The organism is Cellulosimicrobium funkei (genome assembly GCF_900155925.1).
Taxonomy (GTDB): Bacteria; Actinomycetota; Actinomycetes; order Actinomycetales; family Cellulomonadaceae; genus Cellulosimicrobium; species Cellulosimicrobium funkei.
Map to the genome: position 1 here is coordinate 100,392 of NZ_FTMI01000004.1, position 22,786 is coordinate 123,177.

The 22,786-nt window shown below is 75.6% G+C and carries 22 protein-coding genes; 14 read left to right on the forward strand and 8 right to left on the reverse strand.

The annotated features are described in order from the left end of the window. The first annotated feature begins 12 nt into the window (after positions 1-12). Together BXA05_RS11545 and BXA05_RS11550 are read left to right on the forward strand one after the other, a co-directional pair. Complete coding sequence (locus BXA05_RS11545; RefSeq protein ID WP_061268670.1) at positions 13-612, forward strand: peptide deformylase; 600 nt, start codon at positions 13-15, stop codon at positions 610-612. 265 nt (positions 613-877) lie between these two features. Then, positions 878-1,747, forward strand: coding sequence for a DedA family protein (locus tag BXA05_RS11550; RefSeq protein ID WP_083711826.1), 870 nt, complete (start codon positions 878-880; stop codon positions 1,745-1,747). 26 nt (positions 1,748-1,773) lie between these two features. On the opposite strand, the gene coaA is transcribed toward BXA05_RS11550, so the two are convergent. Next, positions 1,774-2,763, reverse strand: a complete 990-nt coding sequence (coaA, locus tag BXA05_RS11555) for a type I pantothenate kinase (RefSeq protein ID WP_044144243.1) — start codon at positions 2,761-2,763, stop codon at positions 1,774-1,776. Positions 2,764-2,857: 94 nt separating this feature from the next. After that, positions 2,858-3,754: a DUF72 domain-containing protein gene (locus tag BXA05_RS11560; RefSeq protein ID WP_083711874.1), complete on the reverse strand. Its 897-nt coding sequence runs from the start codon at positions 3,752-3,754 to the stop codon at positions 2,858-2,860. A gap of 190 nt (positions 3,755-3,944) precedes the next feature. On the opposite strand from BXA05_RS11560, the gene glmS reads away from it, so the two are divergent. Beyond that, positions 3,945-5,822: a glutamine--fructose-6-phosphate transaminase (isomerizing) gene (gene glmS / locus BXA05_RS11565; protein ID WP_076405086.1), complete on the forward strand. Its 1,878-nt coding sequence runs from the start codon at positions 3,945-3,947 to the stop codon at positions 5,820-5,822. A 125-nt stretch (positions 5,823-5,947) separates the two neighbouring features. Then, positions 5,948-6,298 carry a holo-ACP synthase gene (locus BXA05_RS11570; protein WP_021482029.1) on the forward strand — a complete coding sequence of 117 codons (351 nt, stop codon included), beginning with the start codon at positions 5,948-5,950 and terminating at the stop codon, positions 6,296-6,298. A 191-nt stretch (positions 6,299-6,489) separates the two neighbouring features. On the opposite strand, the gene BXA05_RS11575 is transcribed toward BXA05_RS11570, so the two are convergent. Together BXA05_RS11575 and BXA05_RS11580 are read right to left on the reverse strand one after the other, a co-directional pair. Further along, a complete protein-coding gene (locus BXA05_RS11575) occupies positions 6,490-7,416 on the reverse strand; it encodes a type IV toxin-antitoxin system AbiEi family antitoxin domain-containing protein (protein ID WP_076405087.1) in 927 nt (308 codons plus the stop codon). Between the two features lie 202 nt (positions 7,417-7,618). After that, positions 7,619-8,668: a TIGR03560 family F420-dependent LLM class oxidoreductase gene (locus BXA05_RS11580; RefSeq protein WP_076405315.1), complete on the reverse strand. Its 1,050-nt coding sequence runs from the start codon at positions 8,666-8,668 to the stop codon at positions 7,619-7,621. Between the two features lie 147 nt (positions 8,669-8,815). On the opposite strand from BXA05_RS11580, the gene BXA05_RS11585 reads away from it, so the two are divergent. The 7 genes from BXA05_RS11585 to BXA05_RS11615 all read left to right on the forward strand — a co-directional run bounded on the left by BXA05_RS11585 (position 8,816) and on the right by BXA05_RS11615 (position 15,897). Next, entirely contained in the window at positions 8,816-10,639 is a 1,824-nt protein-coding gene (locus BXA05_RS11585; protein ID WP_076405088.1) for a bifunctional ADP-dependent NAD(P)H-hydrate dehydratase/NAD(P)H-hydrate epimerase, read from the forward strand. Positions 10,640-10,774: 135 nt separating this feature from the next. Next, positions 10,775-11,683, forward strand: a complete 909-nt coding sequence (locus tag BXA05_RS11590) for a pseudouridine synthase (protein WP_043660468.1) — start codon at positions 10,775-10,777, stop codon at positions 11,681-11,683. 205 nt (positions 11,684-11,888) lie between these two features. Then, positions 11,889-13,133, forward strand: a complete 1,245-nt coding sequence (gene alr / locus BXA05_RS11595; protein WP_076405317.1) for an alanine racemase — start codon at positions 11,889-11,891, stop codon at positions 13,131-13,133. 74 nt (positions 13,134-13,207) lie between these two features. Then, entirely contained in the window at positions 13,208-13,705 is a 498-nt protein-coding gene (gene tsaE / locus BXA05_RS11600) for a tRNA (adenosine(37)-N6)-threonylcarbamoyltransferase complex ATPase subunit type 1 TsaE (protein WP_076405318.1), read from the forward strand. Between the two features lie 46 nt (positions 13,706-13,751). After that, positions 13,752-14,471: a tRNA (adenosine(37)-N6)-threonylcarbamoyltransferase complex dimerization subunit type 1 TsaB gene (tsaB, locus tag BXA05_RS11605; protein WP_076405089.1), complete on the forward strand. Its 720-nt coding sequence runs from the start codon at positions 13,752-13,754 to the stop codon at positions 14,469-14,471. Next, the gene (gene rimI / locus BXA05_RS11610; RefSeq protein ID WP_076405090.1) at positions 14,468-15,007 is read left to right on the forward strand and encodes a ribosomal protein S18-alanine N-acetyltransferase; all 540 of its coding nucleotides are present in this window, start codon (positions 14,468-14,470) and stop codon (positions 15,005-15,007) included. The genes tsaB and rimI overlap by 4 nt, the downstream gene beginning before the upstream one ends. Continuing rightward, complete coding sequence (locus BXA05_RS11615; protein ID WP_076405091.1) at positions 15,004-15,897, forward strand: sulfurtransferase; 894 nt, start codon at positions 15,004-15,006, stop codon at positions 15,895-15,897. The genes rimI and BXA05_RS11615 overlap by 4 nt, the downstream gene beginning before the upstream one ends. Before the next feature lie 103 nt (positions 15,898-16,000). Here BXA05_RS11615 and BXA05_RS11620 read toward each other — a convergent pair whose 3' ends face one another. Continuing rightward, a complete protein-coding gene (locus BXA05_RS11620) occupies positions 16,001-16,648 on the reverse strand; it encodes a malonic semialdehyde reductase (RefSeq protein ID WP_083711829.1) in 648 nt (215 codons plus the stop codon). Between the two features lie 101 nt (positions 16,649-16,749). Here BXA05_RS11620 and tsaD point away from each other — a divergent pair, with 101 nt between their 5' ends. Beyond that, positions 16,750-17,817: a tRNA (adenosine(37)-N6)-threonylcarbamoyltransferase complex transferase subunit TsaD gene (gene tsaD, locus BXA05_RS11625; RefSeq protein ID WP_076405092.1), complete on the forward strand. Its 1,068-nt coding sequence runs from the start codon at positions 16,750-16,752 to the stop codon at positions 17,815-17,817. Between the two features lie 13 nt (positions 17,818-17,830). Here the strand turns inward: tsaD and BXA05_RS11630 are convergent, their stop codons facing one another. Then, the gene (locus BXA05_RS11630) at positions 17,831-18,988 is read right to left on the reverse strand and encodes a glutamate--cysteine ligase (protein WP_021482303.1); all 1,158 of its coding nucleotides are present in this window, start codon (positions 18,986-18,988) and stop codon (positions 17,831-17,833) included. Beyond that, on the reverse strand, positions 18,985-20,262 hold the full coding sequence (locus BXA05_RS11635; RefSeq protein ID WP_076405093.1) for a class I SAM-dependent methyltransferase: 1,278 nt from the start codon (positions 20,260-20,262) through the stop codon (positions 18,985-18,987). The genes BXA05_RS11630 and BXA05_RS11635 overlap by 4 nt, the downstream gene beginning before the upstream one ends. A gap of 239 nt (positions 20,263-20,501) precedes the next feature. On the opposite strand from BXA05_RS11635, the gene groES reads away from it, so the two are divergent. Next, on the forward strand, positions 20,502-20,798 hold the full coding sequence (gene groES / locus BXA05_RS11640) for a co-chaperone GroES (protein WP_021482870.1): 297 nt from the start codon (positions 20,502-20,504) through the stop codon (positions 20,796-20,798). A gap of 189 nt (positions 20,799-20,987) precedes the next feature. Here the strand turns inward: groES and BXA05_RS11645 are convergent, their stop codons facing one another. After that, positions 20,988-21,278 (reverse strand): WhiB family transcriptional regulator, encoded by a 291-nt coding sequence (locus tag BXA05_RS11645; protein ID WP_031316449.1) that lies wholly within the window; start codon positions 21,276-21,278, stop codon positions 20,988-20,990. 257 nt (positions 21,279-21,535) lie between these two features. On the opposite strand from BXA05_RS11645, the gene BXA05_RS11650 reads away from it, so the two are divergent. Then, the gene (locus BXA05_RS11650) at positions 21,536-22,669 is read left to right on the forward strand and encodes a MerR family transcriptional regulator (RefSeq protein ID WP_076405094.1); all 1,134 of its coding nucleotides are present in this window, start codon (positions 21,536-21,538) and stop codon (positions 22,667-22,669) included. Positions 22,670-22,786: the final 117 nt, after the last annotated feature.

The following is a 22,786-nucleotide window of genomic DNA, read 5'->3' on the forward strand; positions in this document are numbered from 1 at the left end:
GCGGGCACGAGCGTGAGGCAGGGGGTCGACGAGGCGCTGCGCGAGCACGTGCTCGCGCTCCTCGCCGCCTACCCCGACGGCGTCCTGCCGATCGTGCAGGCCGGCCACCCCGTGCTGCGCACGCCGGCCGTGCCGTACGCGGGCCAGCTCGGCGACGCGCTGCCGAGCTTCCTCGACGCGATGCGCGCGACCATGCGCGCGGCGCCCGGAGTGGGGCTCGCCGCGCCGCAGGTCGGCCTCGGCCTCGCGGTGGCCGTTGTCGAGGACCCGGGTGCCCCGGACGTCGACGACGACCGGGAGCGAAGCCCCCTGGAGTACCGGGTGCTCGTGAACCCGCGCTACGAGGTCGTCGGCGAGGAGACCCGCACGTTCTTCGAGGGCTGCCTCTCCGTGCACGGCTGGCAGGCCGAGCGGACGCGCGCCCACGCCGTCCGGCTCACGGGCCAGGACGAGGCCGGCGAGCCGTTCGACGACGTGCTGACCGGGTGGCCCGCGCGCATCGTCCAGCACGAGACGGACCACCTGCGGGGCGAGCTCTACCTCGACGCCGCCGACCTGCGCACGCTGTCCTCGACCCTCGGGGTCGCGCGGCTCCCGGGCGCCGGGAACTAGCCCACCGGGCGTCCGCGGCCCCTGGTCCTCACGACGTACGGGCCCGCCGCGGGAAGTCGTCCGCCGGGATGACGACCCTGCCGCGGCGGGCACGGCAGAATCGTCACGGGCGCGGCGCCGTCGCGCCCGGGGTCCTCAGGGGTGAACCGGGGGTCTCCCTGATGGTCGTCGTCCTCGCGCTCCGTAGGCTTGTCCTGGTGCAGGACGACCGACCTGCCGCCACCGCCCGCCTGGCCTCCCCGCCAGCAGACGAACGAGGACGCCGTTGCCGGACGCCGTGTCGACCTTCCTGGAGAATCTCGAGCACTGGATTCTCGCCCTCGCGGCGTCCGCGTGGATCTATCCCGCCCTGTTCGGCTTCGCGACGATCGACGGGTTCTTCCCGCCGGTCCCCAGCGAGTCGGTCGTCATCACGCTCGCGGTCTCCGCGCACGCGACCGGCGAGCCGAACCTCGTCCTCGTGCTCCTCGTCGCGGCCCTGGGTGCCTGGACCGGGGACCAGATCGCGTTCGCGATCGGTCGCGCCGTCGGCACGGAGCGTCTGCGCATCCTGCGCACGCCCCGCGGGCGGCGCGCCGTGGGGTGGGCCGAGCGCGCCCTCGCGCACCGCGGGGCGTCGTTCATCCTCGCGGCGCGCTACATCCCCGTGGGCCGCGTCGCGGTGAACATGACGGCCGGCGCCGTCGGGTACCCGCGGCGTCGGTTCATGGCGTTCTCCGGCATCGCGGCGGTGACGTGGGCCGTCTACTCGGTGCTCATCGGGCTCGTCGCCGCCCGCTGGCTGGGCCACGAGCCGCTGCTCGCGATGGTCGTGGGCATCGTGCTGGGCGTCGGGAGCGGGTTCGTCATCGACCGCGTGCTCATGATGCGCGCGCGCCAGCGCGGCGAGCTGCCGCCGACGGCGCGGGTGCCTGTCGGAGAGGATGCGACCGACCCGGCCGGGGCCGCGCCGACGACCGGCGGGACGCCGGCCGCGACCGCGCCCAGCGGGGGCGCGACGGCCGGCGGGAACCCCGCGACCGGGCCGGTGACCGGCGCGCCCGCGCCCCGTCCGCGCGCGGCGGACGCCTCCGGGACGGTGCCGCCCGGGTCGTCGGGGGCGACGTCGTCGGGCACGCCGCCCCGCGCGACCTGACCCTGCCCTGTGCTGAGCGTGCCGCCTCAGAGCTTGCGCAGGCGGACGCGCTGGACCGAGTGGTCCGAGCCCTTCGTGAGGACGAGGGTCGCGCGGCCGCGCGTCGGCAGGATGTTCTGCTCGAGGTTCGGCGCGTTGATCGCGTCCCAGATCGACTTCGCCCGCTCCACCGCCTGCTCGTCCGTGAGATCGGCGTAGCGGCGGAAGTACGACTCGGGGCGCGCGAACGCGGTGCGGCGCAGCGCGAGGAACCGGTCGACGTACCACTGGCGGATGTTGCGCGTGCGGGCGTCGACGTAGATCGAGAAGTCGAAGAAGTCCGACACGGCGACGGTCGACTCGTCGTGCGCGCTCGGGCGCGCCGGCTGGAGCACGTTGAGGCCCTCGACGACGAGGACGTCGGGCTTGCGGACGACGGCCTCGGCGCCCGGCACGATGTCGTACGTGAGGTGGTCGTAGACGGGGGCCCGCACCTCGGCGTGGCCGGCCTTGACCTTGGACAGGAACCGGATGAGCGCGCGACGGTCGTAGGACTCGGGGAAGCCCTTGCGGTCCATGAGGCCCCGGCGCGCGAGCTCCGCGTTGGGGTAGAGGAAGCCGTCGGTCGTGATGAGCTCGACGCGCGGCGTCTCCGGCCAGCGGGCCAGCATCTCGCGCAGCACGCGCGCCGTCGTCGACTTCCCGACGGCCACGGAGCCGGCCACGCCGATGACGTACGGCGTGTTGCCGGTCTCCTCCCGCAGGAACGTCGACGTCGCCTCGTGCAGGCCCGACGTCGCGGTGACGTAGAGGTTGAGCAGGCGCGAGAGCGGCCGGTACACGGCGTCGACCTCGGCGAGGTCGATCGGGTCACCGAGGCCGCGCAGGCGCGCGACGTCGTCGTCGGTCAGCGGCAGCGGCGTCGACTCCGACAGCCGGCTCCACACGGCCCGGTCGAGATCGACGTACGGCGAGGACGACGGCGCGGCCAGGTGGGCCCGCAGGAGGTCGGACGGGTCGTCGGCGGGGGAGGACACCCGCCCGATTCTGCCGGATGCGCGCCCGTGCCGGTGCACGGGGCGGCTTCGCGCCCCGACGACGGCACCGCGGGGCCGCCCTCCCCGGGTCGCCTCAGCGGGCGTCGTCGGCCCCGCGCGCGGCCCGACGGCGGCGCGGCGCCGGCTCGACGGCGTGCCCCGGGCCGGGGAGCGCGAGGTCGGGCAGGCGGGCCATGAGGGCGAGCGCGTCGGCCGGGGCGTGGGCGTCCACGTCGTTGTCGAAGTAGACCTCGATGTCGTGGCCCGCGGCGTGCCAGGCGCGCACGCGCTCGGCCCACGCGTCGAGCACGTGCGGCCGGTAGCCGCTGCGGTAGAGCTCCTGGTCCCCGTGCAGGCGCACGTACACGAGCGGGCTCGTGACCGCCTCGACGAGCGGCCAGCGGCCCGCGCCGTCCGACACGGCGAACGCCACCCCGTGCCGGCGCAGGAGGTCGAGCGCTTCCGGCGTGGCGAACGACGCGTGCCGCGGCTCGAGCGCGTGCACGATCGGGCGGTCCGCGTCCGCCTCCGTCCAGGCGGGCGCGCGCAGGCGGTCGTCGTGCTCCTGCGCGAGCCGCGCCGCCTCGCCGGTGGTGCGCGGCAGGAGCGTGAGGAACGCGTCGAGCAGCTCGTGGTCGAAGGCGGTGCGCGCGGGGAGCTGCCACAGGACGGGCCCGAGCCTGCTGCCGAGCGCGAGGACGCCGCTCGCGACGAAGTTGGCGACCGGCGTCCGCACGTCCCGCAGCCGCTTCATGTGGGTGACGAAGCGCGGTCCCTTGACCGCGAACGTGAAGCCCTCGGGCGTCTGGTCGCGCCACGCGACGAACGACGACGGCCGCTGCAACGAGTAGAACGACCCGTTGAGCTCGACGGCGGGGAAGAGCGAGGCGACGTGCTCGAGCTCGCGGCGCTGGGGGAGCCCCGCGGGGTAGAACGGTCCGCGCCAGTCCGCGTACCGCCACCCCGAGAGACCGATCCGGACGGTGGGCACGAGCACCAGCCTCGCGGTGCCGCGCGTCCCACGCCCGGCGAACGCGTCACGGACCGGGACGCGACGAGGCCCCGGGCTCGGGGAACGGTCCGTGCGCCGCGCGGGCCTCGATTAGGCAGCGGACCTCACGAAGAACCGCGGGATCGCGCGGCCCCGAAGGGGCGCGGGTCCGTGGCTAGACTCGATCACCATGTGCGGAATCGTGGGCTACGTGGGCCCTGGAACCATGGTCGGAGAGGCCTCGGGGCGACCCCTCGACGTGGCTCTCGAAGGACTCGGACGGCTCGAGTACCGCGGCTACGACTCGGCCGGGGTCGCGCTCGTCGCGCCCGGCGTCGACGCCGTCGCGTTCGCGAAGAAGTCCGGCAAGCTCGCGAACCTCGTGCAGGAGATCGAGACGCACCCGCTGCCCGCGGCGTCCGCGTCGATCGGCCACACGCGGTGGGCGACGCACGGCGGTCCCACGGACACCAACGCGCACCCCCACCTCGCGGACGACGACCGCCTCGCCGTGATCCACAACGGCATCGTCGAGAACTTCGCGACCCTCAAGGCCGAGCTGCTCGCCGAGGGCGTGACGTTCCGGTCCGAGACCGACACCGAGGTCGCGGCGCAGCTCCTCGCGCGGGCGTACCGCGACACCAAGGACCTCACGCTCGCGATGGGGCAGGTGGCGCGGCGGCTCGAGGGCACCTTCACGCTCCTCGCCGTGCACGCCGACGCCCCGGACACGGTCGTGGGCGCGCGGCACGACTCGCCGCTCGTCGTCGGGCTGGGGGAGGGCGAGAACTTCCTCGGCTCCGACGTCGCGGCGTTCATCTCCCACACCAAGGAGGCGCTCGAGCTCGGGCAGGACCAGATCGTCACGATCACGCCGACGTCGGTCGAGGTGACCGACTTCGACGGCAACCCGGCCGAGGCGAAGCGCTACACGGTCGACTGGGACGCGGCCGCCGCGGAGAAGGGCGGCTTCTCGTCCTTCATGGACAAGGAGATCCACGACCAGCCGCACGCCGTCGCCGACACGCTGCTCGGCCGCACGGACCCGTCGGGCAAGCTCGTGCTCGACGACCTGCGCATCGACGAGGCCGTGCTGCGCTCGGTCGACAAGATCATCGTCGTCGCGTGCGGCACGGCGGCCTACTCGGGCCACGTCGCGAAGTACGCGATCGAGCACTGGTGCCGCATCCCGGTCGAGGTCGAGCTCGCGCACGAGTTCCGCTACCGCGACCCGATCGTCGACGAGAAGACGCTCGTCGTCGCCGTGACCCAGTCCGGCGAGACCATGGACACGCTCATGGCCGTGCGCCACGCGCGTGAGCAGGGCGCGAAGGTCATCTCGATCGTCAACACGCACGGCTCGACGATCCCGCGCGAGTCCGACGCCGTGCTCTACACGCACGCCGGCCCGGAGATCGCGGTCGCCTCGACGAAGGCGTTCCTGTCGCAGATCACCGCCGCGTACCTCCTGGGCCTCTACCTCGCGCAGCTGCGCGGGAACAAGTTCCCCGACGAGATCGCGGCGATCCTCGAGGACCTGCGCGAGATGCCGCGCAAGATCCAGACCGTCATCGAGCGCGGCGAGTACGTGCGCGCGACCGCGCGGTCGATGAAGGACGCCTCGTCCGTGCTGTTCCTCGGGCGCCACGTCGGGTTCCCCGTCGCGCTCGAGGGCGCGCTCAAGCTCAAGGAGCTCGCGTACATCCACGCGGAGGGCTTCGCGGCCGGCGAGCTCAAGCACGGGCCGATCGCGCTGATCGACGAGGGCCAGCCGGTGTTCGTCGTCGTGCCGTCGCCGAAGGGCCGCGAGGGCCTGCACTCCAAGGTCATCTCGAACATCCAGGAGATCCGGGCGCGCGGCGCACGCACGCTCGTCATCGCCGAGGACGGGGACGACGCCGTGCGTCCCTACGCGGACGAGATCTTCTGGATCCCCGAGTCCCCGACGCTGCTCTCGCCGCTGCTGGCCGTCGTGCCGCTGCAGATCTTCGCGATGGCGCTCGCGACGGCGAAGGGCCTCGACGTCGACCAGCCGCGCAACCTCGCGAAGTCGGTCACGGTCGAGTAGCCCTCCCGGCCCCGCCCCCGCCCACGCGTCGACCAGGTGGTCCTGGTTCGTCCGGTCTCCCGGACGAACCAGGACCACCTGCTCGTGGAGGCGGGGAGGCCTGGTCGCCACCGTAGGGTGGACGCATGATCAAGGGCGTGGGGATCGACGTCGTGGACGTCGCGCGGTTCATGGAGACCCTGGAGCGCACGCCCCGGCTCCGCGAGAAGCTGTTCACCGAGGCCGAGCGTGACCTGCCTCCCGCGTCGCTCGCCGCGCGGTTCGCCGCGAAGGAGGCCATCGCCAAGGCGCTGGGCGCCCCGGCGGGCATGCGCTGGCACGACGCGACGGTGCACCGCGTCGTCGGCGGCCCGCCGGAGGTCGAGATCACCGGCACGGTCGCGGCACGTGCGGACGCGCTCGGCATCACGGCCTGGCACCTGAGCATCTCGCACGACGCCGGCATCGCCTCGGCGATGGTCGTCGCAGAGGGCTGACCCCCGCCCCCACCACCCGCCCGCCCCGCCCCCACCCGCTGCCGCCGAGCAGGTGGTGCTGGCTCGTCCTACGACGTGGACGCGCCAGGACCACCTGTTCGGCCGGCGGGGATCGCCTGCTCGACTCGCGAGAAGTGCTGCGCGAGGTTTGGTCGACCGTGGCGTGCCGCCGTCGGGCGGTGAGGTGCCCGTCAGACGGCGAGGTGCCGGCGCACGGTCGCGGCGACACGCCCGAGGTCGCGTGCCGTGAAGCGCAGGAGGTCCACGGTGCCCGAGCCGGTGAGGAGGTTCTGGCGACGACTGTCCGCGAAGACCGCGACGGGGGTGTCGTGGTGCTCCCGGCCGTCGAGCTCGGCGACGAGCCAGCGACCGCCGCGACGCCGCCATCCCATGTCACCTCGAGCGACCACGGCGCCCGTCTCGTCGCACACGGGGAGCTGCAGGGCGTCCGGCGGCACCTCCTCCTCGATGCACTCCAGGCGGGCGAACGACTCCAGCGGGGACTCCGCCCGGCCGTCCGACAGCTCCCAGAGGTCGTGCCGGGTAGCGATGCCTCGCCGTCCGCGAGCGAGGTCGTGCGCGCGGGCGAGCTCGTCGGGCGTCAGAAGCCGGCGGCGCTGGACCGCGTCGAGGACGGCGAGCCCGTGGGAGCGAGGAAGCTCCGGGACGGCCTGGGCGAGAGCCCGGTCGAGCGTCACGACCCGGAACCCGTCGATCGTCGTCGTGCGCATCCCGTCGTCGAACTGGCGCAGGCGGACGCCGTCGCGATGCCGCCGGCGCGACGCCTCGTCGAGGGCGACCTGAGGGGTGAGCCGGTGCGGTAGACCCTCCACGCCGTGCAGCACCAGGGCGCAGGCACCGACGGCGACGGCGTCCGCGCCGAAGGCGAGCAGTCCGAGGAGCGCTGCGCGGCGGCGTCGGTCGTCGAGGCTCGTCACGGCAGACGACCGGACCTCGTAGACGTTCATCGCGGCGCGGCGCCACTCTCCCCGGTTGACGAGCCCGCGGACCGCGCCTCGCGACAGTCCTGCCGCACCGGCCTGCGCGGTCGTGACCAGCCCTGCCTGCCGGGACGCGATCCGGAGGAGCTCGGCGGGGACGGCGGTGCGTGCGTGCATGACGCGATCTCAGCGGGTCGTACGCTGCCACCGCAGCATCGTCGTCGCGACCTGTGGACGACACCCCACGCCGCCCACCCTGTGGTCGGCGTCGACCAGGCGATCCGCGACGGACGAACAGACGGTCCTGGTTCGTCCCGTCGACGGGACGAACCAAGACCACCTGCTCGCGCGGGGAGGGGGGAGGGGAGGGGAGAGAGAGTCAGCGCTGGAGGGCCGGGATCACCTGGCGCTGGAAGAGCTCGAGCTGGTCGCGGTCGGTCGCGGCGAAGGGGAAGTAGCCGATCGCGTAGCCGAGGCCCTGGGCGCGCAGCGCCGTGAGGGTCTCGACGATCTGCTCCGGCGTCCCGACGAGGGGGCCGTTGCGCCACGACGCGATGCTGTCGTCCGCCTTCTCGGGGAAGTACCGGCGGGCGTGCTCCTCGACGCGGGCGAGGCGGTCCGCGACGTCCCGCTCGGTCTCGCCGATGACGACGTTGTAGTTGGCCGACCGCGTGATCTCCCCGAAGTCGCGGCCCAGGTCGCGGCAGTGCTGCTCGAGCACGGCGGACTTGTGGGCGAAGCCCTCCGGCGACCCGTCGAAGTTCGTGTACTGGGCGTGCTGAGCCGCGATGCGCAGCGTCTTCTTCTCGCCGCCGCCCGCGATCCACAGGGGGATGCTCGGCACGGCACCCTCGCCGTCGACCGCCACGCGCTGCAGCGGCTGCGGGTAGCACAGCGCGCCGTCCACCTGGTAGCGCCGGCCCTCGAACGTGCCCGACGACCCCGTGCGCCACATGCGCGCCATGATCTGCACGCCCTCGTCGAGCGCGCGCAGGCGCTCGCCAGCGCTGGGGAAGCCGTACCCGTAGGCGCGCCACTCGTGCTCGTACCAGCCCGCGCCGATGCCCATCTCGAGGCGGCCGCCCGAGACGTGGTCGACCGTCGCGGCGACCTTCGCGAGGTAGGTCGGCTCGCGGTACGCCATGCACGTGCACATCTGGCCCAGGCGCACGCGCTGCGACGCCGCGGCGAACGCCGCCATGAGCGTCCACGCCTCGTGGGTCGCCTCGGTGCTCGGGGTCGGGGTCGTATGGAAGTGGTCGTAGACCCACACGCCGTCCCACGCGAACTCGCCGCCGGGCAGGGGCTCGCCCGCCGCCGCGTTGTCGGCGTAGTGGAGCAGGGAGAGCATGGTCTTCCAGTGGTCCTCGGGCGCGACGTCGACGAGGTCGTAGCGCCAGCCCTGCGGGATGAAGAGTCCGAATCGCATGCTCGTCACCCTATGCGGGTCCGCGCGGCCCGCAGCGCGCCCGCGGGGACCGTCTCAGCCCTCGGCCGTCCCGGCGGTCGTCGCCCCGGCCGGCTCGGCGCGGGCGCCGCGCAGGCGGCCCCGGCGCCCGGTGGGCAGGATGAGGTCATGATCGAAGCCTGGTCCGTCGCCGACGTCCGCGCCGCCGAGGAGCCCCTGCTCGTCGCGGGCGTCCCGCTCATGGAGCGGGCGTCGTTCGCGCTCGCCACCGTCGTCGCGCGCGACCTCGCCCGACGCCGGTCGGTCGCCCTGCCCGACGGCGGCCGTCGCGACGGGCGCGTCACCGGCGCCCGGGCGGTCCTGCTCGTCGGCTCGGGCAACAACGGCGGGGACACGCTGTACGCGGGCGCGTACCTCGCGCGCCGCGGCGTCGAGGTGCTGGCGGTGCTCACGGGCGAGCACGCGCACGCCGGTGGTCTCGCGGCGCTCCGGGACGCGGGCGGGCGCGTCGAGGTGCTCGTCGGCAGCGCGGACGGCACGGCGCACGGCGACGGTCACGACGACCGCCACCGCGACCACCTCGACCCGCACGTCGCCGACCGGGTCGCTGGCCAAGCGGCGCGCGCCGACGTCGTGCTCGACGGCCTCGTCGGGATCGGCGCCCGCGGGGCGCTGCGCGGGGTCGCGGCGGACCTCGTGGAGCGCCTGGCCGCGGCGCTCGACGGCGACCCCGCGCACCATCCCGAAGGCCCCGGTCGGCCGTGGGTCGTCGCGGTGGACGCGCCGAGCGGCATCGGCGTCGACGACGGCACGGTGCCGGGCCCGGTGCTGCGCGCCGACCGCACGGTGACGTTCGGCGCCGCCAAGCCGGGGCTGCTCCTGCCGCCCGCGACGCACCTCGCGGGGCACGGCGCGGTCGTCGACATCGGGCTGCGCCTCGGCGCACCCGTCCCTGACGCACCCGTCCCTGACGCACCCGGCCTCGGCGCACCGGGCCCCGGCGTCGCCGGCCCCGACGCGCCCGCCCCGGACCGGGGGAAGACGACACCGGTCGTGCGTCGGCTCGAGCCGGCGGACGTCGCGGCCCTCTGGTCCGTGCCCGGCGCGACCGACCACAAGTACACGCGCGGCGTCGTCGGCGTCGTGGCGGGCACGCCGACCTTCCCGGGCGCAGCGGTGCTCGTCACGACCGCGGCCGTCCGCACGGGTCCGGGCATGGTGCGCTACGGCGGGCCCGACGACGCCACGCGCGCCGTCCTCGCGGCCCGCCCCGAGGTGGTGCCCGCCGCGGGCCGCGTCCAGTCCTGGGTGCTGGGCCCGGGCGTCCCGGCGGTCCCCGGCCCGGGCGACGACCCGGTCGACGACGGCGGACAGCACGAGCGCGTGCGGGCGGCGCTCGCCGCCGCGACGGCGACAGACGCGACGGCGACAGACGCGACGGCGACAGACGCGACGGCGACCGACGCGACGACCACCGACGCGACGCCGGAGCGCGTGCCCGCGGTCGTCGACGCGGGCGCTCTGTCCCTGCTGCCCGAGCGCTGCCCGCCGTCGGTCGTGCTGACCCCGCACGCCGGGGAGCTCGCGACGCTCCTGCGGGCGCGCGGCGACGACGTGGCGCGGACCGACGTCGAGGCCGCGCCGCTGCGCTGGGCGCGCCGCGCGCACGACGCCACCGGCGCGACGGTGCTGCTCAAGGGGTCGGCGACGGTCGTCGTCGGGCCGGAGGGCGCGTGGTCCCAGGCGGACGCGCCCGCGTGGCTCGCGACCGCCGGCGCGGGCGACGTCCTCGCCGGCATCCTCGGCACGCTGCTCGCGGCGCACGCGGAGCGCGTCGTGCGGGAGCCGGGCCTCGCCGCGCGGCTGGCCGCGGCGGCCGCCGTCGTGCACGGTCTCGCCGCCGAGCGCGCGAACCCGGGCGGTCCCGTCGCGGCGCTCGACGTCGCGGACGCGGTCCCGGGCGTCGTCGCGGAGCTGCTCGCCGCGCGCTGACCGCGCCCACGGCGTGCCGCACCACGCGCCGACCGCGCCGGTTGCGCCCGCGTGCCGACCGCGCCGCCGCGCACCCCACCGCACCCACGCGCGACCCGCACCGACCGCGGGGACGCCGCCGGTACCGTGGAGGGCGTGGTCCCCCTCCCCGTGCGCGACGGCCTCAACCCGACGCGCCTCGTGCTGCCGCACGACGCCGAGAGCGTCGCGCGGTACCCGCGCACCCTCGACTACGTGCGCCACCGCTTCCCCGACGACGCCGCGCGCCTCGCGGAGAAGGTCGCGGCGGGGGAGGTCGTCGACGGCCGCGGGCGCCCGGTGGACGCACGCACGCCGTACGAGCCGCGCGGGTTCGTGTTCCTCTACCGCGACCCGCCCGTCGAGCCGGACGTGCCGTTCGAGGTCCGCGTGCTGCACCGCGACCGGGACCTGCTGGTCGTCGACAAGCCGCACTTCCTCGCGACCATCCCGCGCGGGGCGTACGTCGCGCGGTCGGTGCTGGTGCGGCTGCGCCGCGACCTCGACCTGCCCGAGCTCAGTCCGGCGCACCGACTCGACCGCGTGACCGCGGGCGTCCTGCTGCTCACGCTGCGCCCGCAGGTGCGCGGGGCCTACCAGGAGCTCTTCGCGCGGCGCGAGGTGCGCAAGACGTACGAGGCGGTCGCGCCGTGGGACCCGTCGCTCGACCTCCCCGCGACCGTGCGCAGCCGTATCGTCAAGCGCCGCGGCGTCATGCGGGCCGAGGAGGTGGACGGCGAGCCCAACGCGGAGAGCCGCGTCGACGTCGTCGAGACCGACCCGGCGCGCGGGCTCGCGCGGTACCGGCTCGAGCCGCACAGCGGCAGGACGCACCAGCTCCGCCTGCACATGGCGCGGCTCGGCGTGCCGATCGTGCACGACAACTTCTACCCCGAGCCGTACGACGTCTCGCCCGAGGACTACTCGCGCCCGCTCCAGCTCGTGTCGCGGTCGCTCGCGTTCACGGACCCGTTCACGGGCCGCGAGCGCCGCTTCGCGACGGACCGCGCGCTCTCCGCGTGGTGACGCGCGGGTGAGAGAATCGACGACCGTGAGCGACACCCAGCGCACGACCTCTCCCGGCACACCCCCCGGCACACCCGCCGGCACCCCCGGCACCGTCCCGACCGGCGCGCGGGCGGGCTCCCTCGCGGGCCCCGCCCCGACGTCCCGCGCGAGCGGCTCCGACGGCCCGGACCCCCGTGCCTACCCGGCCCGCGCCGTCGTCGACCTGGCGGCGGTCCGCGACAACGTGCGCGCGCTCGCGGACCTGGCGCCGTCGTCCGAGGTGATGGCCGTGGTCAAGGCGGACGCGTACGGGCACGGGCTCGTCGCGAGCGCGCTCGGGGCGCTCGCGGGCGGTGCGACGTGGCTCGGGACGGCGCAGCCGGGCGAGGCGCTCGCGCTGCGGGCGGCGGGCGTCGGCCCGGACCGGGCGCGGGTGCTCACGTGGCTGTACCCGCCGGGCGCGCCGCTGCGCGACCTCGTGGAGGCGCATGTCGACGTGTCGCTCGCCGCGCGCTGGGCCGTGGACGAGGTGGTCGCGGCGGCGCGGGCCGCGGGCCGGACCGCGCGGGTGCACCTCGCGGTCGACACGGGCCTGGGCCGCAACGGGATCATGCCCGCGGACCTGCCGGACGTGCTCGACGCCGTCGCGCGCGCCGAGGCGGAGGGTGCCGTGCGCGTCGTCGGCATGTGGTCGCACCTGGCGTTCGCGGACGAGCCTGGCCACCCGACCGTCGTCGCGCAGGCCGACGTCTTCGACGAGGCCGTGCGCGAGGCCGAGCGGGCGGGCGTCGTGCCGGAGCTGCGCCACCTCGCGAACTCCGCCGCGACGCTCACCGCCCCCCGCACCCACTACGACCTCGTGCGCCCGGGCCTGGCCGCGTACGGGATGACGCCCGTGCCGCAGCTCGGGCCGCCGTCGCGGTTCGGCCTGCGCCCCGCGATGACGCTCGAGGCGAGCCTCGCGACGGTCAAGCGCGTGCCCGGCGGTCACGGCGTCTCCTACTCGCACCACTACACGACGCCGCAGGACACGACGCTCGGCGTCGTGCCGCTCGGCTACGGCGACGGGATCCCGCGCCACGCGTCGGGCGGCGGGCCCGAGGGCTCGCCGGGCGGGCCGGTGCTGGTCGGCGCCCGCCCGGGCGAGCCCGGCGGGCGCGTCGTGCGCGTCGCGGGCCGGGTCTGCATGGACCAGCTCGTGCTCGACCTCGGCCCGGACGCGACCGAGCGCGCGGGCGACGTGGTCACGCTGTTCGGCGCGGGCGACGGCGTGGCGCGCGGCGGGGTCCCCACGGCCGAGGACTGGGCGCAGGCCGCGGGCACCATCAGCTACGAGATCACCACGCGCCTCGGTGCGCGCGTGCCGCGCGAGCACGTGGGGACGCACGTGCTCGACGACGGCGCGCGGGCGCTCCTGGCGCGCGACCCGAGCCCGCACGACAGCACGGAAAGGACGGTCCGCGCGTGAGCGACGACCCGAACCACTCGACCCCGGCGCCCGCCGCCGGGACCGCGGCCGACGACGCGCCGGGCGGCGTCGTCGTGCTGCCCGACGCCGAGGCGACCCGCGCGTTCGGCCACGCCCTCGCCGCGGTGCTGCGCGCGGGGGACCTGGTGATCCTCACGGGCGACCTCGGGGCGGGGAAGACGACGCTCACGCAGGGGATCGGGGCGGGGCTCGGCGTGCGCGGCCAGGTCGCGTCCCCGACGTTCATCGTCGCGCGCGAGCACCCGTCCGTCGTCGGGGGCCCGGCCCTCGTGCACGTGGACGCGTACCGCCTCGGGTCGCTCGACGAGGTCGACGCGCTCGACCTCGACTCGAGCCTGGACGAGTCGGTGACGGTCGTCGAGTGGGGCAGCGGCCTCGTCGAGGCGCTCGCGGGCGACCGCCTGGAGATCGTGCTCGAGCGCCCGCGCGGCGGGGTCGGCGCGGAGCAGGGCTCGGACGACGACGCCCCCGAGGCGGGGGAGCGGCGCGTGACCGTGCGCGGCGTGGGGGCACGCTGGGCCGGTCTCGACGTCACCGTGCTGACCCCGTAGCGCCCGGCGACGAGGACGGCCCCGCTCCCGGCCGTAGGCTGGAGCCGTGGCTGTTCTCGCGCTCGACACCTCCGCCTCCGTCACCGTCGCCGTCGTCTCCGACGACGGCGCTCGTCTCGCCCGCCGCGACGCGCCCGAGCGTCGCCGGCACGCCGAGGCGCTCGCCCCGCTCGTCGAGGCGGCGCTCGCCGAGGCGGGCATCGACCGCCGCGACCTCACGGCGGTCGCCGTCGGGACGGGCCCGGCGCCGTTCACCGGCCTGCGGGTCGGGCTCGTCACGGCCCGCGCCCTGGGCTTCGCGCTCGGCGTGCCCGTGCTGGGCGTCCCGAGCCTCGACGCCGTCGCCGCGCAGGCCGTGAGCGACCTCGGCCTCGCGCCCGACGACGAGCTCCTCGTCGCGACCGACGCCCGCCGTCGCGAGGTCTACTGGGCGCGGTACCGCGTCGTCGCGCACGAGGGGCCGCACGCCGTCCCCGTGCTCGAGACCGTCGCGGGGCCCGACGTCGGCCCCGCCGCCGACGTCGCGACGCACGCCGCGGGCGCCGTCGTGGTCGGGGAGGGCGCCGAGCTGTACCCCGACGCGCTCGACGTCGCGCAGGACGCGCCGCAGGTCCCCGACGCCGCCGTGCTCGCGCGCCTGGCGATCGTGCGCCGGGCGGCCGGGCTCGAGCAGCCGACCGAGCCGCTGTACCTGCGCCGCCCCGACGTCCAGGAGGCCGCGGCGCGCAAGCGCGTGAGCGACGCGTCGCCGGAGCGGTCGCGATGAGCACGCGGTCGTACGAGATCCGGCTGCGGCCCCTCAAGGCCGCGGACCTCGACCGCGTCGTCGAGCTCGAGCGCGAGCTGTTCGGGCGCGGCGCGTGGACCTACGGGATGCTCGCCGACGAGCTCGCCGGGTTCGGGCGGTGGTACGTCGCCGCCGAGCCCGTGCGGCTCTACGCCGCGGGGCCCCAGCCGCTCGTCGGGTACGCGGGCCTGTGGTTCGACGGCGACGTCACCCAGGTCATGACCATCGGCGTCGACCCGGCGTTCCAGCACCGGGGCGTGGGCTCGGTGCTCCTGGAGGCGCTGGTCGAGCGGTCGCGCGAGCTCGGGGCGAGCGCCGTGCTGCTCGAGGTGCGCGTCGACAACGACCCGGCGCTCGCCCTCTACGCGAAGCACGGGTTCGAGCAGCTCGGCATCCGCAAGCGGTACTACCAGCCCGAGGACGTGGACGCGTACACGATGCGGCTCGAGCTGGGCCCCCCGCCGCCGCGCGACGAGCCGGACTACGGGACGGCGTCCGCCGACGTGGTCGCGTGACGGGCGACCTCGCGCGGCGCGACCGCGTGCTCGTCGACGCGCCCGGCCTCGCCGCGGCGCTCGCGGGCGACCGCCCGCCCGTCGTGCTCGACGTGCGGTGGGCGCTGGGCGTCACCGACGGGCGCGAGCAGCACCGCGCCGCGCACGTGCCGGGCGCTGTGTACGTGGACCTGGAGACCGAGCTCGCGGCGCCGCCGTCGCCCGCCGCCGGCCGCCACCCGCTGCCGGAGCCGGGCGACCTCCAGGCGGCTGCCCGGCGCTGGGGCGTCCGCGCCGACCGGGGCGTCGTCGTGTACGACGCCGTGGGCGGCACGTCGGCCGCGCGCGCCTGGTGGCTGCTGCGGTGGGCGGGCCACGACGACGTCCGCCTCCTCGACGGCGGGCTGCCCGCGTGGCGCGCGGCGGGGTACCCGACCGAGGAGGGCGACGTGCGGCCCGAGCCGGGCGACGTCGTCGTCTCCCCGGGCGGGATGCCGGTGCTCGACGCCGACGGCGCGGCCCGGCTCGCGGCGTCGGGCGTGCTGCTCGACGCGCGCGCGGGCGAGCGGTACCGCGGGGAGGTCGAGCCCGTCGACCCGCGGGCCGGTCACGTCCCGGGCGCGGTGAGCGCCCCGACGACGGGCAACCTCGCCGCCGACGGGACGTTCCTCGACCCGGACGCGCTCCGCGCGCGCTTCGTCGCGCTCGGGGTGGCCGCGCAGCCCGGGAGCACGACCGAGGGCGCCGCCGGGGAGGAGCCGGCGTCGCGCCCGGTCGGGGTGTACTGCGGCTCGGGCGTCACCGCCGCGCACGAGGTCGCCGCGCTCGCGACGCTCGGCGTCGACGCGGCGCTCTACGCGGGGTCGTGGTCGCAGTGGTCGAACGACCCCGACCGCCCCGTCGCGACCTGACGCACGCCGCGTCTCCCGCACCGCGGAGCGCGCGCAGCCCCCGGACGCGACGAGGCGGCACCCCGGTGGGGTGCCGCCTCGGCTCGGACGGTGCGGGACGGGCTCAGAGGACCTCGGCGACCTGGTGGAAGTCGAGGCGCGCCTGGCGCGGGAAGTGCGCGCCCTCGTCGGCCGGGTAGCCCACGTTGATCGCGACGAGCGTGCGCCAGCCCGACTCGCCGAAGAACTCGGCGTCGATCCCGGCGGCGTCGAAGCCCGTCATGGGGCCGACGGACAGGCCCGCGGCGCGCAGCCCGACGATGAGGTAGCCGATCTGGATGAGGGCGTTGGTGCGGGCCATGCCCTCGCGCAGGTCGGCCTGCGGGTCGAGCTGCTCGGCGATGCCCTCGCGGAACGGCGCGAGCGTGCCGAGGTGCTGGTGGAACGACGGGTCGGCGGCGGCGACGATCGTCACGGGCGCGGCGAGCGTCTTGTCGCGGTTGAAGTCCGCCATGTGCGCGCCGAGGCGCTGCTTCGCCTCGGGCGTGCGCACGACGAGCAGCCGCAGCGGGAGGGTGTTCATCGCGGTGGGCGCCCAGCGGACGAGGTCCCAGGCGGCCTGGATCTGCGCGTCGCTGACGGGCTCGTCCGAGAACGCGTGCGTGGTGTGCGCCGCGCGGAACAGGCGGTCCGCGGCCTGCGCGTCGATCGCGAGCTGGTCGGCCTGCTCGCTCGGCGCGGCAGAGGACTCGATGAGGGTGTCGGTGCTCATGACTGGGACAAACAGTTGAACCCTTGATCATCTTCCGAGCAGACGGTGTGACGTGCGCGACACGGACGACCCTGCCCCCGCGCGCGACTACCCTGGAGGCCATGGTCCCCACTGCTCCCGCGAGCTCCGGCGAGCCCCTGGTGCTCGGCATCGAGACGTCCTGCGACGAGACGGGCGTGGCGCTCGTCCGCGGTCGCGAGCTGCTCGTCGACACGGTCGCGAGCTCCATGGACGAGCACGCGCGCTACGGCGGGATCATCCCCGAGGTCGCGTCGCGCGCCCACCTCGAGGCGATGATCCCCACGCTCGAGCGCACGCTCGGCACGGCCGACGTCGACCTCTCCGAGGTCGACGCGATCGCCGTCACCGCCGGGCCGGGCCTCGTCGGGCCGCTGACCATCGGCGCCTCGGCCGCGAAGGCCCTCGCGCTCGCGCTCGGCAAGCCGCTCTACGGCGTGAACCACGTCATCGGCCACGCGGCCGTCGACGAGCTCGTGCACGGCGCGTTCCCCGAGCGCGTCATGGCGCTCGTCGTGTCCGGCGGGCACAGCTCGCTCCTGCTCGTGGACGACGTCGCGACGGCCGTCACCGAGCTCGGCTCGACGCTCGACGACGCCGCGGGCGAGGCGTTCGACAAGGTCGGGCGCCTGCTCGGCCTGCCGTACCCCGGCGGCCCGCACATCGACCGCCTCGCGCGCGAGGGCGACCCCACGGCGATCCGGTTCCCGCGGGGCCTCACCGCGCGCAAGGACCAGGAGAAGCACGCGTACGACTTCTCGTTCTCGGGCCTCAAGACGGCCGTCGCGCGCTGGGTCGAGGCCCGCCAGGACGCGGGGGAGGAGATCCCCGTGCACGACGTCGCCGCCTCCTTCGCGGAGTCCGTCGCCGACGTGCTCACCGCCAAGACCATCGCCGCGTGCGAGCGGCACGGCGTCTCGACGCTCGTCGTCGGCGGCGGGTTCAGCGCGAACTCCCAGCTGCGCGACATGGCCGCGGAGCGCTGCGCGGAGGCGGGCATCGAGCTGCGCATCCCGCCGATCCGCTACTGCACCGACAACGGGGCGATGATCGCCGCGCTCGGCTCGGCCGTCGTGCGGGCGGGCGTCGCGCCGTCGAGCCTGGACATCGGCGTCGACTCGTCGATGCCGCTCACCGTCACGCACGTGTGACGGCCCGGCCGGGTCACAGGGGCCGGCCGGCCCGCATCTCGGCGACGAGCGAGCGCACGACGGCGTCCAGCTCGCCCCCGTGGCGCCGCGCCACCGCGCGCTGCCGCTGGTAGGACGCGCCGCGCCGCACGATGGTGCGCACGCCGTCGAGCTCGTCGAGGCAGCCGAGGCGCGCCGCGACGGGCTCGAGCTCGACGAGCAGCCGCCCCACGGCGTCGGTCACGAGCTCCTCGTTGCCCTCGCGGTCGAGGATGATGATCGCGTCCATGCCGTAGCGCGCCGAGCGCCACTTGTTCTCCTGCGCGTACCACGGCGGGATGCTCGGCAGCTCGCGCCCCTCGTCGAGCATCGTCGAGAAGTGCTCGACGAGGCAGTGCGTGAGGGCGGCCAGCGCCAGGAGCTCGGAGATGTTCGTGACGCCGTCGCAGATGCGTGTCTCGAGCGTGCCGAACTGCGGCGCGGGCCGCAGGTCCCACCGGACCTCGTCGAACGCGTCGATGACGCCGGTGTGCAGCATGTCGGCGACGTAGCCCTCGAGCTCCTCCCACGTCCCGAACTGGAACGGCAGGCCCGCGGTCGGCAGCTGCTGGAACATGAGCGCGCGGTTCGACGCGTAGCCGGTGTCCTTGCCGCCCCAGAACGGCGAGCTCGCCGAGAGCGACTGGAGGTGGGCGAACGTCGTGAGCATCGCGCGCTGGATCGGCAGCACCTTGGCGCGGTCCTCGATGCCGACGTGCACGTGCACGCCGTAGATGAGCATCTGCCGCCCCCACCACTGGGTGCGGTCGATGAGCGTGGTGTAGCGCTGCTTGTCGGTGACCTTCTGCTGCGCCCAGCGCGCGAACGGGTGCGTGCCCGCGCTCATGAGCTCGACGCGCAGCGGGTCCGTCACGGCGCGCAGCTCCTCGACCGAGCGCTGCAGGTCGCGGCCGGCCTCGCCCACCGTGCGGCACACGCCGCTCACGACCTCGACGGTGTTGAGCAGGAGCTCCTGCTTGATCGACGGGTGCGGCCCGCCGTCGGCCGGGCGCACGGCGTCGAGCACGGTCTGCGCGACCTGCCGCAGGTCGCCCGAGTCGGCGTCGACGAGCGCGAGCTCCCACTCGAGCCCGACGGTCGAGCGCTCCGAGCGGGCGAAGGGGATCGCCGTGCGGCGCGGGAGGGCGCTCACCGGGGCCCGTCCTGCCCGGCGCCGGCCGGGGGAGCGGAGAGCGGCTCGACGACGAGCACCTGCTGGGAGCCGCCGACGCGCGTGAGGACGATCGTGGCGGTCGCGTCGCCCGTGAGGGCGAGCTGCCGGCGGAGCTGCTCCGGCGTGACGGCGGTGCCCCGCTTCTTGATCGTCAGACGACCCACGCCGCGCTCGCGCAGGTAGGAGCGCAGCCGCTTGAGGCCGAACGGCATGGTGTCGAGCACGCGGTAGCCGCGCGCGAGCCCGTCCGCGAGCCCCGTCGCGTCGAGCGGCGCGGGGGAGTCGGTGGTCACGTACGCGATGGTCCGGTCGAGCAGGCGACCGCCCAGCCCGCGCGCCGCGTGGGCGACGAGCCCCGCGCGGATCACGGCGCCGTCGGGCTCGTAGAGGTACTGCCCGACGGCGCCCACCTCGGGCACCACGTCCGCGTCGCCCGGGCGGTGGGCGATCCGGCGCGTGGTGGTGCGCGCGGTCCCGTCGGGCCCGGTCCACGACGACAGGACGAGCGCCGACCGGCCCGGTCCCTCGGGCGCCAGCGGGCCGAACCAGAGCCCGGCCTCCACGACGTCCCCGTCGACCGACACCCACTCGGTCTCGGCGTCCTCGGGCAGACCCGCGTGCGGGATGCCCGGGCCGACCTTGATCCCGACCGCGGGCACGCGCTCGCGCAGCGCCCACACCGCGTCGAGCGGCGGGGCGTAGGCCTTCGGGTCGAACACGCGCGTGCCGGCGCGCGTGCGGCGCGCCGGGTCGGCGTACACGCCCTCGATCCGCTCGCCCTCCAGGTCGAGCGCGAGCCCGTCGCCGTGGCGCACCTCGGCCTCGGGGAAGTGGCGCAGGTTGACGGTCGCGATCGCCGCGGTGAGCTCGTCGACGTCGGTCGCGAGCACCTCGAGCTCCGCGGCGGCGAACGCGAGCGCGTCGACGCCGATCCCGCTCGTGAGGTCCGCGACGCGCCGGATCCCCGCCTCCTGGTACCGCCGGGCGTGCAGGCCCGCGACGACGAGCCGGCTCGCCTGCTCCAGCCCCGCCTGCGTGAAGAGCATGCCGTCGGCGAACGCGCCGAGCTTGCCGTGCGCCGCGGCGCGCAGCCGGGACTGGGTGAGGGCCGCGGCGGCCAGGTCCGGGTCGACGCCCTTCGCGCGCAGCCCTGCCGCGAGCACGAGCGCCTGCTGCTCGTCGTACGGCGGGAGCGCGCCGAGCAGGGCCCAGCCCTCGGGGCTGAGCAGCTTGGTGAGCGTGGCGGCGTCCATGGCGTCGATCCTTCCACGGGGGCCGGGGACCACGCGCAGCCGGAGCCCGGATCGTCCGCAGGGCGGACGTTGGCACTCGCCTTGACCGAGTGCTAACCGGGACCTAGATTTGAGACGTGCCGCCACCGCTCGCGGAGGCGGCACCACGTGCGACCAGGCTGTCCGGCACCCGCGACGACGGCCAGCCGGTGCGCTCGACCCATCCGTTGCAGTTCTCACCGCGAAAGGGGAGGTCCGACGTGTCGGTCCCCATCAAGCCGCTCGAGGACCGGATCGTCGTGAAGGCCCTCGAGGCCGAGACCACGACCGCATCCGGCCTGGTCATCCCGGACACCGCCAAGGAGAAGCCCCAGGAGGGCGAGGTCCTGGCTGTCGGTCCGGGCCGTGTCGACGACAACGGCAACCGCGTCCCGCTCGACGTGACCGTCGGCGACAAGGTCATCTACAGCAAGTACGGCGGCACCGAGGTCAAGTACGGCGGCGAGGACTACCTCGTCCTGTCCGCGCGCGACATCCTCGCCGTGGTGGTCGGCTGACGCCGACCCGGTTCAGCAGCAGGGCCCCGCGACCGTCGGTCGCGGGGCCCTGCTGCGTTCCGTGGCCGGTCGCCCCACCGGTGGTCCCACGGGTCGTGCGCACGTGCGTCCGGTACGACGTCGGACCGGGGCCGTGCAGGTCTGCTGGTGGCGCGGAGGCACCGAGGACGGTGCCCGGGGAGGGGTGCGTCAGCCGGTGCGGCGGGCGCCGCCCGCGAGGATGGCGGCGCGCTCGTCCTCGCTCAGGCCGCCCCACACCCCGTACGGCTCACGCACGCGGAGCGACTGCTCGCGGCACTGCATCATCACGGGGCACGAGTGGCAGATCGCCTTCGCGGCCTCCGCTCGCCGTCGTCGCGTCGAGCCGCGTTCACCCTCGGGGTGGAAGAACAACGTGTCGTCCGCGTCGCGGCACGAACCCTGGTACTGCCATTCCCACAGCTCCATGACGGGCCCGGGGAGCCTCGAGATCTCTGCCATGCCGAACAACCTACAAGCGTTGCAAGGGTTGTTCAAGTCCCCTGTGAGGAAAAAGTGAACGAGCAGGTTGAACCGCTCGTGGAGCGGTGCGGGTCTGCTCAACCGCGTCGGCTGATCCTGCCGCGCTGACGCGATCGGCTGCGCCCGGCGCGTTTGCGCGTGCAGCGAACAAATACGCCACGGGTCTGGCGCGAAGGGTGCACGACTGTGACCTCTACGAGGTGGCGAGACGGGTGCCCGCTCGGCAGAATCGATCCATGACCTCAGTCCGGTCCGCCCCCGACCCCGAGGGAGCCCGACCGAGCATGACCTCGTCCCCCGGCCTCGCCGTCGCCGCCGTCGCGCGCCGGCTCGGCGTCGCGCCCGCGACCCTGCGCACCTGGGACCGTCGCTACGGCCTCGGCCCCTCGCAGCACCGGGCCGGCTCCCACCGGCGCTACACCGACGACGACGTCGCTCGCCTCGTCGTGATGCGCCGCCTCACGCTCGACGGCGTCGCGCCCGCCGACGCGGCCCGCGCCGCGCTCGCCGCCGACGAGGAGGAGCTCGCCGCGAACCGTGGGGCGATCTCCTTCGACGACCGCGGAGCCGACGGCGCGGGCGACCTCGACGCCGACGAGCCCGAGGCCGACGACGAGGCGCCCGAGCCGCCGCCGTCGCGCCCGTTCCTGCGCTCCGTCCCGGGTGGCGAGCCCGCACGGGCCGCCGGTCCCCGTCCGGTCGGCGTCCGTGAGGGACCGCGGCCCACGCGCGTCTCCGACGTCGTCGACGCGGCGATCGCCTACGACCAGCGCGCGTGCGACCGGCTGCTACGCATCCCGACGGGCGGCGACCCGGCCGCGTGGTGGTCCGACCTCGTCGAGCCCGCGCTCGAGCGCCTGGCCGAGCGCACCGTGCTCGCCGGCCCGGGCGAGGTGCCCGAGGTCGTGCTCGCCAACGCGACGCTCGTCGCGCTGCGCGAGTACACGCAGGCGAGCGAGGACGCGATCGTGGCCGCCGGGGGGCCGCCCCGGAACCACCCGAGCCGCATGCGGCGGATCGTCCTCGTCTTCGCTGCGCCCGACGAGCCGCTCCCGCTGGCCGCGCACGCGCTCGCCGCGTCGCTCGCCTCGCACGGCGCGATGGCGCGGATCGTCACCGGGCCCGCGAACGTGCACCGCACGCTGGAGATCGTGACGATGGTGCGGCCGTCCGCGGTGGCGATGGTGACCACGCAGGCGCGTCCCGACCTGGGCATCGTGCACGCCGCGCACGACGCGAACCCGAGCCTGCCGTTCTTCGTCGGTCTCCCGAGCGACCAGGCCGCGGAGGAGCTCCCGCTCGCCGCGACCGTCCACCGGGTGCGCAGCTTCACGGGCCTCCTGCACGAGCTCCTCGCCGTCGTGCGCTGAGCCGTCCGCGGGGCCGCCCGGCCGGGTGCGGCGCGCGCCTGCACGCCCACGTGCCTCCCGCCCGTCCGTGCCTCCCGGGCCCCGGGCGGGCGGGGACCGGGCGGGAATACGGCGAGG

Coding starts and splice junctions, on each gene's coding strand:
- glmS (WP_076405086.1), top strand. CDS start 3,945: ATGTGCGGAATCGTGGGCTACGTGGGCCCTGGAACCATGGTCGGAGAG.
- BXA05_RS11570 (WP_021482029.1), top strand. CDS start 5,948: ATGATCAAGGGCGTGGGGATCGACGTCGTGGACGTCGCGCGGTTCATG.
- BXA05_RS11575 (WP_076405087.1), bottom strand. CDS start 7,416: ATGCACGCACGCACCGCCGTCCCCGCCGAGCTCCTCCGGATCGCGTCC.
- BXA05_RS11580 (WP_076405315.1), bottom strand. CDS start 8,668: ATGCGATTCGGACTCTTCATCCCGCAGGGCTGGCGCTACGACCTCGTC.
- BXA05_RS11585 (WP_076405088.1), top strand. CDS start 8,816: ATGATCGAAGCCTGGTCCGTCGCCGACGTCCGCGCCGCCGAGGAGCCC.
- rimI (WP_076405090.1), top strand. CDS start 14,468: ATGAGCACGCGGTCGTACGAGATCCGGCTGCGGCCCCTCAAGGCCGCG.
- BXA05_RS11620 (WP_083711829.1), bottom strand. CDS start 16,648: ATGAGCACCGACACCCTCATCGAGTCCTCTGCCGCGCCGAGCGAGCAG.
- tsaD (WP_076405092.1), top strand. CDS start 16,750: ATGGTCCCCACTGCTCCCGCGAGCTCCGGCGAGCCCCTGGTGCTCGGC.
- BXA05_RS11635 (WP_076405093.1), bottom strand. CDS start 20,262: ATGGACGCCGCCACGCTCACCAAGCTGCTCAGCCCCGAGGGCTGGGCC.
- BXA05_RS11645 (WP_031316449.1), bottom strand. CDS start 21,278: ATGGCAGAGATCTCGAGGCTCCCCGGGCCCGTCATGGAGCTGTGGGAA.
- BXA05_RS11650 (WP_076405094.1), top strand. CDS start 21,536: ATGACCTCAGTCCGGTCCGCCCCCGACCCCGAGGGAGCCCGACCGAGC.